Annotated in this window: 11 protein-coding genes; 3 read left to right on the top strand and 8 right to left on the bottom strand. The window is 71.1% G+C overall.

The genetic code is table 11. The annotated features are described in order from the left end of the window. Window positions 1-175 precede the first annotated feature (175 nt). Both ACWEKR_RS29755 and ACWEKR_RS29750 read right to left on the bottom strand, forming a co-directional pair. Window positions 176-1,120 (bottom strand): AraC family transcriptional regulator, encoded by a 945-nt coding sequence (locus tag ACWEKR_RS29755; protein ID WP_452357268.1) that lies wholly within the window; start codon window positions 1,118-1,120, stop codon window positions 176-178. Between the two features lie 174 nt (window positions 1,121-1,294). Beyond that, window positions 1,295-1,771, bottom strand: a complete 477-nt coding sequence (locus ACWEKR_RS29750; protein ID WP_452357267.1) for an HAD-IIIC family phosphatase — start codon at window positions 1,769-1,771, stop codon at window positions 1,295-1,297. Window positions 1,772-2,154: 383 nt separating this feature from the next. Here ACWEKR_RS29750 and ACWEKR_RS29745 point away from each other — a divergent pair, with 383 nt between their 5' ends. From ACWEKR_RS29745 to ACWEKR_RS29735, 3 genes are all read left to right on the top strand, one after another. Further along, a complete protein-coding gene (locus ACWEKR_RS29745; protein WP_452357266.1) occupies window positions 2,155-3,375 on the top strand; it encodes a PucR family transcriptional regulator in 1,221 nt (406 codons plus the stop codon). Between the two features lie 192 nt (window positions 3,376-3,567). Beyond that, window positions 3,568-4,938: an amidase gene (locus tag ACWEKR_RS29740; protein WP_452357265.1), complete on the top strand. Its 1,371-nt coding sequence runs from the start codon at window positions 3,568-3,570 to the stop codon at window positions 4,936-4,938. 180 nt (window positions 4,939-5,118) lie between these two features. Continuing rightward, entirely contained in the window at window positions 5,119-6,570 is a 1,452-nt protein-coding gene (locus ACWEKR_RS29735; protein ID WP_452357264.1) for a DUF5933 domain-containing protein, read from the top strand. A 79-nt stretch (window positions 6,571-6,649) separates the two neighbouring features. On the opposite strand, the gene ACWEKR_RS29730 is transcribed toward ACWEKR_RS29735, so the two are convergent. From ACWEKR_RS29730 to ACWEKR_RS29705, 6 genes are read right to left on the bottom strand one after another with little or no spacing between them, the layout of a single operon-like run. Then, window positions 6,650-8,047 carry an AMP-binding protein gene (locus ACWEKR_RS29730; RefSeq protein WP_452357263.1) on the bottom strand — a complete coding sequence of 466 codons (1,398 nt, stop codon included), beginning with the start codon at window positions 8,045-8,047 and terminating at the stop codon, window positions 6,650-6,652. Further along, the gene (locus tag ACWEKR_RS29725; RefSeq protein WP_195091093.1) at window positions 8,040-8,642 is read right to left on the bottom strand and encodes an energy-coupling factor transporter transmembrane component T family protein; all 603 of its coding nucleotides are present in this window, start codon (window positions 8,640-8,642) and stop codon (window positions 8,040-8,042) included. The genes ACWEKR_RS29730 and ACWEKR_RS29725 overlap by 8 nt, the downstream gene beginning before the upstream one ends. Further along, complete coding sequence (locus ACWEKR_RS29720; protein WP_452357262.1) at window positions 8,639-9,319, bottom strand: energy-coupling factor ABC transporter ATP-binding protein; 681 nt, start codon at window positions 9,317-9,319, stop codon at window positions 8,639-8,641. The genes ACWEKR_RS29725 and ACWEKR_RS29720 overlap by 4 nt, the downstream gene beginning before the upstream one ends. After that, a complete protein-coding gene (locus ACWEKR_RS29715; RefSeq protein WP_452357261.1) occupies window positions 9,316-10,443 on the bottom strand; it encodes a thiolase family protein in 1,128 nt (375 codons plus the stop codon). The genes ACWEKR_RS29720 and ACWEKR_RS29715 overlap by 4 nt, the downstream gene beginning before the upstream one ends. Further along, window positions 10,440-11,561: an AMP-binding protein gene (locus tag ACWEKR_RS29710; RefSeq protein ID WP_452357260.1), complete on the bottom strand. Its 1,122-nt coding sequence runs from the start codon at window positions 11,559-11,561 to the stop codon at window positions 10,440-10,442. The genes ACWEKR_RS29715 and ACWEKR_RS29710 overlap by 4 nt, the downstream gene beginning before the upstream one ends. Beyond that, window positions 11,554-12,084, bottom strand: a complete 531-nt coding sequence (locus ACWEKR_RS29705; RefSeq protein ID WP_228830548.1) for a biotin transporter BioY — start codon at window positions 12,082-12,084, stop codon at window positions 11,554-11,556. Before ACWEKR_RS29705 ends, ACWEKR_RS29710 begins: the two co-directional genes overlap by 8 nt. Between the last annotated feature and the right edge of the window lie 24 nt (window positions 12,085-12,108).

Raw genomic sequence — 12,108 nt, 5'->3', positions numbered from 1 at the left:
GCGCTGGTGGACGGTCGACCGGGCATCGTGGTCGCGCCGCACGGCCAGAGTGCGCCTGGCGCTCACCGTCACGGTGCGCGACGCCCGGGTGGCGGAATACCGCGTGATCGCCGACCCTTCCCGGCTGCTCGATCTTCGGATCACACTGCTGCCCGGGTAGTTTCGCGGCGCCCGCTCAGGGCGACGGCACCCCCGTCTCGCCCGGCTCCGCGCGCTCCGCCGATCTGCGCCGCCGGAATTCCCGCGGCGTCTCGCCGAAGCGCGCCTTGAACGCCGCGGAGAACCAGGCCGGGGTGAATCCGGCGCGGACCGCCAGCTCCCGGATGGGATCGTCGTCTCGTGCCGGGTCCTCGAGCAGAGCGCGCGCGGCGCGCAACGCCTCCTCGCGGCGCACGTCGCGGAAGGTCGTTCCGGCTTGTTGCAGGACCGAGCGCAGCTGCCGAGGCGACCAGCCCAGCGCGTGCGCCACCGCGGGTAGCCGCACGTCGCCCCGGCCGACGTTGGCTCGCACGAACTGCCGGATCTGCGCGACGATGTGGGCGTGGTGGGTACGCTGCGGCTCCGTGTCGCCCAGCGACATCAGGCTCAGCAACTCGGCGATCCGGTCGCAGACGGCGTTGAACTCGCGATCCGACAGATTCGATTGCTCGGCGTGCGTGCTGCGGATCATGGCCTGAGTGATCCGGCCGAGTCCGGAATTCAGATCGATCGTCATGCCGCGCTCGGCGAGCGGTCCGGCGCGATGGTCGAGTTCGGCCCGGGGCAGCTGGATCGCGTAGGCCGACAACAGCGGGATATGGATCTGGCACAGGTCGTCGAGGGCGGTCACCGCCGCCTGAGCGGGCTGCGCTCGCGTCTCCTCGCCGCGATAGCGCACCGAGTACACGCCCCGCTCGGGGACCACCACCCAATAGAAGTCGTCGCACGGACCACGGCGGATGTTCGTCCGGGTGCGGTAGGAGGTGCTCGTACCGCGCTGTTCCCAGCGCAACAACCGATAGGAGGCCGATTCCTGCACCGTCAGGCCCGAATACCACCGTTCGGGATCGCCGTAGCGGTAGTCCATCGGAACGAAGCTGTTGGCGATCGCGGTCCACGAATCCGCATCGTTGGCGGTCACGCCGTAGCACTGCATGGTGACAACCTATCGCCGCCCGATTTCACCGACACCGTATTGTCCACCAACACGATACGGCTGCGGCGGACTACTCGCGCCGTTGGGAAGCCTGGGCCGCGGATCCGGCTCGGACGCCGGATTCCGCTGGTACGACACAGTTACCTAGCACACGGAAGATCAGCGCGCGGGCACCCGGGCGAACCCGAGCGGCGGCGTGGGGGCGGGCCCGGTGCGTAACACGGGACGGAAATCGGGGAGCACCGGAAGGACGTCGGCATTGCGGGCGGCGTAGCAGCGCACGGTGGGCAGCGCGCGGGCCACCTCGGCGCGCTCCACCGGCTCGTGGTCGATGAAACCGATCGTGTCGAGGCCGAGACCGAGCGTGCGCGCGATCCGCACGATCGCCGAAGACTTCGGGCCCCAACCGATCTCGACGGCCGAGAACATCTCGTAGACGCCGTGCCGGTACAACTTGTCCAGCGTCCACTCACGCTCGCCGCGGCTCGCCACGGCATGCCAGATCCCTCGCTCGCTGAGCACGCGCAGAGTCCGAAGCGCGGCCGGCCGCAACGCGCCGACGGTCGCGTCGCACACGGCGCCGTCCCACAAGGTGTTGTCCAATTCCCAGACAAGACATCTCAGAGCCGGTGCCATCGCCTGCCCCTATCGTCGCGCCATCACTGCCTTCCGCCGTGGCGTGCGCGGCGGACGGGCACTGCACACCATCCGGGACACGACACGTGCCGGACGAGACCCTGGTTACATGGCCATGGCCGGCGCGGGTGATCCTACCGGCATGTCGCCCGCGCCTCGCGGCAACAACCAACCGGCCCCGGAAGGCCAGGCCGGTGACCTCGACATCGCGGTGTGCCGACCGCCCCGAAACCGGTCACATGTCCAGCTGCTGTGAGCGCTCACAAGCGCGTCTCGACCGCTCTCACCTGCTCTCACAGAACCCGTCGATCGGGTCCGCGAAAGAGATCGACCGATTAGTGTGAATGCGCTGCACAGCAATCGTGGGCGGAAGGGAGTCGCCAATGTCCGTCGACAGTTCGGCCCGGCAGAGCCTGAGCCTGTCGGGGAAGCCGATGTCGTCCCCGCTGAAGGACGTTCGCGGGCTATCGCGTCAGATGGTCGGGCACTTCGTCGAGAACGTCATCCCGTGCGGCACCCTACCGGGTGACGCGATCGCCGGAGACGTCACCACCATCACCCGGGTCTGCCTGGAACTGGCGGTGAGCATGCTCGACGGAAAGGACCTCCCGGAGAAACTCCAGCGGCTCGGCGACGCCGCCGCGGGATGGGCGCGCGAGGGGGTGCCGATCGACACCATCCACCACTCGATCCACGAAGGCTTCAAGATGGGCCTCGAACTGGTGGTGTCCGACGCGACGATGAAGGACTACGACGACCTCGTCGACGGCGCCAAGATGGTCGTCGAGATGCTCGACATGATCAACTCGGCGGTCTCGATGGCCTACGTCCGGGAATTGCGCGCGGTGGTCAGCGAGCACCACACCGCCGTGCACACGCTGACCTCCGCGCTGCTGGGCGGCCACAGCACCTCCACCATGGCCCGCGAATGCGGCATCGCCATCGCGTCCTCGTATGTTGTTCTGGCCGTAGCGATTCCGCCGCACCGCGAGGAACGCAATCCGATGGTGGACGGCAAGGTCGTCGCCCGCAGGAAACTGCGCCGGGTCCAGGCCGAGCTCGCCACGCGCTGCGGCGAGGCCGCGCTGTCGCTGCTGAGCGTGGACGGCGGCACGGTCCTCATCCCGTCCGGCCACCTGGACAACGAGCAGCTGGACGTGCTGGTCACCCAGCTGTCGCACGCCGCGCAGGTGGGTGTCACCGCGACCTTGGTCGAGGCGACGCCCGAGAAGATCCCCACCGCCGCCGACCAAGCCCACGAACTGCTCGACATGGTGCAGCGATTGCAGGCCGTCGCCGGCCTCTACCGCTTCGACGAGCTGGCGCTGGAATACCAGCTCACCAGACCGGGGCCGGGCCGCGAGTATCTCGGCTCGCTGCTGGACCCGCTGGACGCGCACCCCGAACTGCTGGAGACACTGCAACGGCACATCGCCAACAACCTCAACCGGCAGCGCACGGCGCGCGTGCTGCACGTGCACACCAACACCGTGGACTACCGGCTCAAGCGGATCGGACAGCTCACCGGATTCGACCCGTCCCAGCCGTCGGGCTTGTGGTATCTGCGCTCGGCACTGGTGGCCCGCACGTATCGCACGAGCTGACCGCTCGTCGAGCAGGTCCCCGTCCCCTCGGCCGACAGCGCGGCGGTGCCGCGTGCCGCTCGTTCCCATGCCCGGGAACGGCGGCTGGTCATTGTGGCCGCCCACGCCGACGATTACCGTGAGCGGCGAGTCCCGAAGGCCGGTCAGCGTGCAGCGTCGGTCGTCGCGACCTGAAGTACCGAGGAGACAGCGATGACATGGGCGGGCGCGCCTGCGGCCGAGATCGCGGCGGGAGTCCAGAGCCGGACGGTGTCCCCGCTCGAGGTGGCCGATGAGCATCTGGCCCGCATCGCGGCCCTCGACCCCCGGATCAACGCCTTTCGCATCGTGCGGCACGAGCAGGTCCGGCACGAAGCTCGTGCGCTGGCCACCCGCGGCGATCTTCGCGACCTCCCGCTGGCCGGAGTTCCGGTGGCGGTGAAGGACAATCTCGACCTCGCCGGTTGCGTGACCGGCAACGGATCGCGCGCGGCGCGGCAGACCGCCGCCCACTCCGACAGCGAGCTGGTCGGCCGGTTGCGCGCCGCGGGCGCGCTGCTGATCGGCAAGACGAATGTGCCGGAGCTGTGCCAATGGCCGGTCACCGAGAGCGCCGCGCACGGCGTCACCCGGAATCCGTGGCACCTCGCGCACACCCCCGGCGGATCCACCGGGGGCGGCGCCGCGGCGGTGGCCGCCGGAATGGCCGCGCTGGCAGTCGGTTCCGACGGCGGCGGGTCGATCCGCATCCCGTCGTCCTGCTGCGGGCTCGTCGGCCTGAAACCGGGTGACGGCGTACTGCCACGCCCGGCCGAACTCGGCTCGAATTGGCTGGGCATCTCCACCTTCGGCCCGCTGGCGACCACGGTGTCCGACGCGGCCCTGCTCCTCGCTGTGCTAGCGACCGACGACCGTTACCGCGCCCCGGCCACACCCGAGCGGCCGCTGCGGATCGGCATGACCACCCGGCCACCGGTGCTCGGCGCGACTGTCGACCCTCAGGTGCGTTCGGCGATGCAGGCCGCGGCCGAGGCGCTGCGCGAAGCGGGCCATACCGTCACCGAGGCGCCGCCGCCGTGGCGGCCGCAGGACGCGCTCGGCTTCCTGGCGCGCTACTTCGCCGGCGTCGCCGAGGACACCACGAATCTGAGCACGGATCTGCTGGAACCGCTGACCCGCAAAGTGGCCAGGGCCGGACGGGTGATCACCAGGGTGCGCCGAGTGCCGGATGCTCCCCCGGCACGGCAGGCCGAGCGATTCGCCGCCTGGTTCACCGAGCACGATCTTCTGCTCACACCCACGCTGGCCACACCGCCGGTGCAGGTCGGAGCCTTTGCCGGGCAAGGATTTCTGCGGACCCTGCTCGACGTGCCGCGCTTCATCCCGTTCACCCCGCCGTTCAACACCGTCCGCTATCCGGCGATCTCCGTTCCCGCCGGGCAGTCCGACACCGGCCTGCCCATCGGCGTACAACTCGCCGCGGCGCCCGGCGGCGAGACCACGCTGCTGGCGGTCGCCGCGCAACTGGAGCGGATCCGTCCCTGGCGACGGCGCGCTCCCCTCGACGACGCGGCACTGCGGTAACAGACCGCTCCACCGGGCAGACGGCGACCGGGCGCGGCGCGCGCACCGACCCGCGAGAAGGTATCGGCCTCGAGCGAGTTCGGCTTATCCGGTGGCATGTTCCGTGCCATCCGCCGCGGCGGCGCTCGCTCGCCCATCTCCCCGTACATGCGCCGTTAATGTCGTGTTTACGATGTCTCGGTGCTTGTGAACGACGTGCGAGGAACCTCGACCCCACAGGGCGAGCGAGTGGGTATCGAAGAACTTCGGGAGCGTCGGTTCCGGCCGGTGACCGTGTGGTGCGGCGTCGCGGCCATCGTGCTCGCGCTGGTCGGCGGCGAGCTCATGGCCGCGCATATCGGGGCGCTGGGTCCGTTGACCAGCCTGCTTCGGGACTATGCCGGTACGCCGAAGTCGGCGACCACACCGTGGGCCGGATTCCTGCTGGCCTTGGTCGGGATCACGGTGCGCGCCCGTGTCGGCGCCGTCGCCGCGGCGATCGCCATCGACCTGCTGTTCGTGGTGATCAGGGCGGCCGAAGGACGGCCGTTCACCGTGGGCAACGGTCCGACCATCGTGCTGACCGCACTGGCGGTGCTGGCGTTCGTGCGGTGGGACGGGCAGCGCCGCCGAACGGCGTTACGCACCATCGCCTTCGGCGCGCTGCTGATCTGCGCGACCAAGATCAGCGAGATCTGGTTGGACATCACCGCGTGGGCGCGCCCGATGGTGCTCGATCCGTACGTGCAAGTCGCCGATCACGTCCTCGGCAATCCGTCATGGCTGGCCGGGCAGGCACTGGACGCGGCGGGACCGCTGGCGTCGGGCGTGGTGCGCTGGGTCTACTTCGAACTCCCGCTCGCGGCCGTCCTCGTCGCGGCCTGGCAGTTGCGCGGCGTGACGACCGGCGCGTGGCCACGGCACTACCTGGTGCGGACGTTCCTCACGCTCGGCGTGGTCGGGCCGATCTGGTATGTGGTCTTCCCGGTGGTGGGGCCGGTGCTCGCGTACGGACCGCAGGGGCTTGGCTTCGAGATCGACGACGTCTGGCCGAATGTCGTTCCTGCGGTGCCCCCCTCCATCGAGGCGCTGCGCTTCGACGGCATCACCCCGCGCAACTGCATGCCTTCCCTGCACACCGCCTGGGCGCTGTCGCTGTTCATCCACTCGCGGCGCGGCCCGCTGTGGCTGCGCTGGGGCGGCGCGTTCTGGCTGGTGTGCACCCTTGTCGCGACGCTCGGCCTCGGCGCCCATTACGGCGTCGACCTGGTCGTGGGCGCGGCGTTGTGCCTGACGGTCGAATCCGCGCTGCGCGATCCGGACCGCGGCTGGGATCGCGGGCGCGTCCGCCTCGTGGCCATGGGCGTCGCCGTCTGCACCGGGGTCCTGCTGTGCATTCGGTTCTTCGCCCTCGAGATGGCCGCGCACCCCCTCCCGTCCGGCATCCTGATCCTCGGCGCTCTCGGTGCGCTGGCGATCACGTTCTACGCCACATGGTTCGGCTCGTCGCCGGTGCAGCCCCCAGCGGCGACCGCGGACTCGGCGGTCCAGCGAGAAGGTGACGACGTCCAGCCGGAGCCGCTGATCCGCTCCGTGCCGGGGGACCACACTGACGACAGCGGGCAGAACAGTTCCCTGCGCACGATGCCATAGCACCGAGTCGGCCGGCGCACGCCGCGACGAATCCCGCGTGCGCCGCCGGCATCGGCTGACGATCACCGGCCTCTTGTGGTCAGCGCCCGGCCCCGCCACGGCGCTGCGCCGCCAGCGTCGCGGCCAACGCCGAACGGTCGAGCTTGCCCCGCGGCGTGCGCGGCAGGCTGTCCACGATCGAAACCTGCACCGGCATACTCGGGCTCGGCAGACTCGCGCGCAGCCGCCGCCAGATCTCCTCGGCACCCGGCGCGCTCGCGTCTACTACGATCGCCGCCGCGGGCGCCTCCCCCATCCGCGCGTCGGGCACGCCGATGCAGGCGGCCTCGGCGACACCCGGTATCGCCGTGAGCGCCGCTTCGACCGCGGCGGGTTCCACGTTGAGACCCGCCCGGATCAACATCTCGCTCTCCCGGCCGAGCAACCGGAGACGCCTGCCGGTCACCTCGCCGCGATCGCCGACGGTCATCCAGCCGTCGACCGGCCCGCCGACCACACCCTCGGCGGTGAGGTAACCGTCGAACAGCATGTCACTGCGCACGTACACCAGTCCGTCGCGCACGTCGGCATCGACACCGTCGAAGAGTTCGCCCGCCGCCTTCTCGTCGGCGCTACCGAGCCCGCGGTCGAAGGACACGAAGCTCAACTCGGACGCACCGTAGAAGTGCACGAGCGAGGCGTTGGGCAGCACCTCGTGCAGCGCTCGCCGCCCCGTGCGCGGCCACCGGGCCGCCGAGGACAGCACTTCCCGGACGCTGCCGACCGGGCCGATCCCCGCACGCACCACGTCCCACGCGATCGTCGGCACCGAATACAGCTGCGTCGCGCCGTCGTTGAGCGCATCGGCCACCGGCCGCAGGTCGACGGTCGCGCCCCGGGTCAGGGCGTGCAACGCGCCGTACAGGAAATGCGTGTGGTCCAGCACGCCGGGTACCGACACCCGATCACCGGCGCCGATGTCGAAGGTGCGGTCGGAGCGATCGAGCGTGGCGGCCCACGACCGGTGGTCGCGCACGAACAGCTTCGGCTCGCCGGTAGTGCCGGAGGTGATCCCGACCAGCAGCTCGGCGCCCGGGTCCACCGGCCGCACCGAGCCCGCGGATTCCAGTGTCGCGGCGGTCCGTACGGTCGCGTCGAATCCCAGGCGCCGCAACCGCCGATGCTGGTGCGGCGCGGCCACGACGACCGCAGGCTGGGCCAGCGCGAGCACCCGGCTCAGCTGGGCGGGCAGCAGATGACGATGCAGCAGCACGACGCTCACCCCGGCGTGCATCGCCGCCGTCACCGCGACCAGCGATTCGACATCGGAGGTGGGGAGTACGGCCACCCGCCGCATGCCGTCGAGCCCGGCGGCGACGCGGAGGACCTTCGACCAGAAACGCTCGTAGCCGACCCGTTCGCGTCCCGAAATCACCGCGGTCGCGGCCGGATTCGCCGCGGCCTGCCGGGCGATCCGCGCGGCGAGCAGTTCAGGCATCGTCCACTCCCCGCGCGGCGAGGGCATCGCCCATCGCGTCGGCGGTCCGCAGCGCCCGCACCAGCACCGGCGTGACCAGTGCCGTCATCGACCACTGCAGGCCGCGAGCGCGCCGCGCCTCGGCGACGTCGTGCACGATCCCGGCCAGCAACGGGACACATCGGATGGCCAGCGCCAGCAGCAATCCGATCCGCTCGGGGTCGACACCCACCCCGCGCAGCGGCCGCAGCCATCGGGTCACCGCGTCCAGCATGTCGCTCACTCGCGTGGTGAGGGTGAACAGCGCCGCGAGCGCCACCGAGATCACCAGCACGCCGCACACCACCGCGGCCCGCGCCGGCGACGTCAACAGCACCTGGAACACGCCGATGAGCAACAGCATCCACACCAGCGGGCGCAGTTGCGCCAGCGCGACTCGCCACGGGATCCCGGCCACCGCGAACAGCCCCGCCACCGCACCGGCGGCGCCCGCCACCTGCGGCGGAGTCCGCACGAACACCGTGGCGGCCACGATCGACACCAGCAGCAGCACCAGCTTCACCCCGGCGGGCAGCCGGTGCAGCGGGGAATCGCCCGGACGGTAGAGCCCGATCATTCGACCGCCGCCCGGTAGGCCGCGACGGCGTCGCCGGGCGTTCCGTCGAACGCCACCGCACCGTCATCGATCACGATGACGCGTTCGAAGCTCTCCAGCAGCGACAGCTGGTGCGTCACGACGATCACTTGCTGGCCGACGGCGTCCAGCGCGCCCGCGACGATCCTGGCGTTGCGCAGGTCCAGCAGTGTGGTCGGCTCGTCGGCGACGATCACCTCCGGCCGCCGGATCAGGACCGCGCCGAGGGCGAGCAACTGTTTCTGGCCGCCGGACAACAGATGCGAGGGGTGTTCGGCGTGCGCCGCGAGCCCGAATCGTTCCAGGATCTCCCCGACGCGCGCCGCGATCTCCGGCTTGCTCAACCCGCTGCGCCGCAGGGAGAAGGCGAGATCCTCGGCGACCGTCGGCATCACGATCTGCGTATCGGGGTCGGTGAAGACGAACCCCACCTTCCGCCGTACCAGCGCGCCCTTGCGGGAGGCGTCCACGCCGTCGACCGTGACCGTCCCGGAACTCGGCGCCAGCAGGCCGTTGATCATGCGCGCCAACGTCGATTTGCCGGAACCGTTGGACCCGATGATGCCGACGCGGCGTTCGGTGATCCGCAGGCTGATGTCGCGCAATACTTCTCGCTCACCGAAGCGGTGGCTCACCGACTCGAAGACGATCTCACTCACGACACGCGCTCCACGAGTACGGCGATCCCCTGTCCCCCGCCGATGGCGCAGGCCGCGAGCCCGAGCGCCGGGCCGTCCGCACGGAGCATCTGGCTCGCCAGCCGCACCAGCAGGATCGCTCCCGAGGCGCCCCAGGGGTGACCCATCGCGATGGCGCCGCCCTGCGGGCAGATCGTGGATTCGTCGAGACCCAGCTCGTCCGCAACCGCCAGCACCACCGACGCGAACGCCTCGGTGATCTCGACGACGCCCAGGTCGGCTACGCCGACACCGGTGCGGCGCAGCAGTTTACGGATGGCGGGCACGGGACCGAGGCCGGGATACGCCGGGTCGGACCCGGCGACCGCGCAGCCGAGAATCCGCAGCGCGGGCAGCCCGGCGGCCCGCGCCTCGGTGGTGACCGCCATAGCCGCGGCTCCGTCGGAGACGCCGCAGGAATTGCCCGCGGTGGCCGTGCCGTCGGCGCCGAAGCTGGGGCGCAGACGCGCGAGCCGGGTCGCGGTCATGCCCGGACGGATGCGTTCGTCGCGGTGCACGTCGCCGATCGGCACGATCTCCGCGGCGAAGTCCGCGGCCGCGGCGCGGGTGTGCGAGCGGGCCGCGTAGGCGTCCTGCCGCTCCCGGCTGATCCCGCGCGCTCGGGCGAGATCGTCGGCGGCCACCCCCATGTCCGGATCGGGAAATCCCGGCGGCGCGAAGGGAGCGCGGGTGTAGCGCACGGGGCCGGCGTCTCCCACCGGCGGCCAGAAGCGCCACGGAGCGGTGCTCGCCGATTCGACCCCGCCGGCGAGGACGAGGTCGTCCGCGCCGCTGCGCACGCGCAACGCCGCCTGCATCACCGCGTCGAGGCCCGACCCGCACTGCCGGTCCACGGTGACGCCCGGGACATGCACACCCAGTCCCGCCCGCAACGCGGCGACCCGGGCCGGATCTCCGCCTGGTCCGAGGCAGTTGCCGAGCACCACGTCGTCCACCTCGGCGTCGATGCCGGCGCCGCGCAGCGACGTCAGCACCGCGCGCAGCACGGGAGCGGCCAAGTCGGTGGCGGTCAGGTTCGCGAATCCGTGGCCCGCGTTGCCGATCGGCGTGCGATACGGCGCTACCAGAACGGGGACGGGACTCATGTCAGCAAGTCTTTCAGCCGCCCCCGGGCCACCTTTCCGGCCGCGGTCCTCGGCAGGGCGGGCAGTGGCACCCAGCGGCGTGGCATCGCCTCCTTGGCCAGGACGCGACGTGCTCGCGACCGGATCTCGCCGAGTCCGGCGCCGTGCTCCAATTGCACGGCGGCCGTGACGGTTTGACCGAAGACGGCATGCGGCGAGCCGATCACGGCCACCGCGACGATGCCGTCGAGCGATTCCAGCACGCGTTCCACATCCTCGGCGACCACCACGGTGCCGCCGACGTTGATCGCGCAGTCACCCCTGCCGAGCACGGTCAACTCGCGGTCCGCACCGAGTTCCGCGAGATCGCCGACGCCGAGCCAGTCGGGTGCGCCCAGCACACGATAGGGCGACCGGACGAAGAGCAGTCCGTCGCGCACTTCGGCCTCGACTCCGTCGATCAGCCGCATCGGTTCGGGTACGCGGCGCGCCGCGACGAGCGAGACCTCCGAGGAGCCGTAGTACTCGACGACGTCGATGCCCGCGGCCGCCGCCAGCGCACCGTCGTCCAGCGCGATGCCCGCGACGATCGCGGTGCGCAGGCGCGGGCAGGTGCGCACCACCTCGCGCAGTACCGCGGGCACCGCGTGCACGACGGTGGCCCGCGCCGGGTCGTCGGTGACACACGCGCCGCGCCACAGCGCGTGCAGCGCGCCGAACAGGTGCATGGTCGCGTGTAGCGGGCCGGTGATCAGCACGCGGTCGTCCGGTACGACGCCGGTGATCACGGTGAAGGCGGGAAAGCTGTCGTACCAGGAGGCGGCCGTCCGCGCGAGCGGCCGGGGACGACCGGTCGAGCCCGAGGTCGCTACCAGGAGAAACGCCCCGGGCGGGATACCTGGGCGGTGCGGCCGAGCGGCGGGATCCTCGACGCGGACCGGGATGCCGCGGCGGGCCGCGGCGCAGACGCGGATCAGCGCGTCCGCGACCGGGAGGTCCGACGCGTCGTCCACGGTCGCGTCCGGATCGCGGTCGATACACCGCTCGATCGCGCGGTCGAGGTCGCGGTAGGTGTAGCGCCTGCCGCCGACGTCGAGGGCAGGCGCGTCGTCCGCGCCGCCGAGTTCGGGACTAGGCACGGATCAGACCGGGGTATGCGCGGTGCACTCCCTTGGCCACCACGCTCGCGACGACGACTTTGAGCAGGTCGCCGGGAATGAACGCCCAATTGGTGGTGACGGCGGCCCCGACTCCCAGATCGGTGCGCACCAGCAGGCCCGCGGTGCCGAAGAAGTAGATGATCGCCAGGCCACCGACGGCGTTGATCAGCAAGCCGAGCGCGATCGGGTATTTCGGCAGGATGCGAGCGGTGCACAGTCCGATGAACAGCGCCGCGGGAACCCAGCCGATCAGGTATCCGGCACTGGGACCAGCCAGCGCCGTCAGGCCGGTACGGCCGCCGGACAGCAGCGGCAGGCCGATCATCGTCAGCGCCAGGAAGACCAGCACCGCCGCCGTGCCCTTGCGTGCTCCGAGCACCGCACCGGCCAGGATGACACCGAGGGTCTGGACGGTGATCGGCACCCCGCTGAATCCGACGGTGATGGCGCCGGGCAAACCCAGCGCCGCGATCAGCGCCGCGAAAACGGCGATCTGCGCCATGTCTCGCGCCGAAACAGCGACCCT

The sequence above is a fragment of the Nocardia sp. NPDC004573 genome (assembly GCF_053602135.1).
This window is presented reverse-complemented; position numbering and strand designations above follow the sequence as displayed.

What these genes read in the sequence shown, in the direction of transcription:
- ACWEKR_RS29730 (WP_452357263.1), bottom strand. Translation starts at nt 8,047, where the DNA reads ATGCCTGAACTGCTCGCCGCGCGGATCGCCCGGCAGGCCGCGGCGAAT.
- ACWEKR_RS29745 (WP_452357266.1), top strand. Translation starts at nt 2,155, where the DNA reads ATGTCCGTCGACAGTTCGGCCCGGCAGAGCCTGAGCCTGTCGGGGAAG.
- ACWEKR_RS29725 (WP_195091093.1), bottom strand. Translation starts at nt 8,642, where the DNA reads ATGATCGGGCTCTACCGTCCGGGCGATTCCCCGCTGCACCGGCTGCCC.
- ACWEKR_RS29715 (WP_452357261.1), bottom strand. Translation starts at nt 10,443, where the DNA reads ATGAGTCCCGTCCCCGTTCTGGTAGCGCCGTATCGCACGCCGATCGGC.
- ACWEKR_RS29740 (WP_452357265.1), top strand. Translation starts at nt 3,568, where the DNA reads ATGACATGGGCGGGCGCGCCTGCGGCCGAGATCGCGGCGGGAGTCCAG.
- ACWEKR_RS29750 (WP_452357267.1), bottom strand. Translation starts at nt 1,771, where the DNA reads ATGGCACCGGCTCTGAGATGTCTTGTCTGGGAATTGGACAACACCTTG.
- ACWEKR_RS29705 (WP_228830548.1), bottom strand. Translation starts at nt 12,084, where the DNA reads ATGGCGCAGATCGCCGTTTTCGCGGCGCTGATCGCGGCGCTGGGTTTG.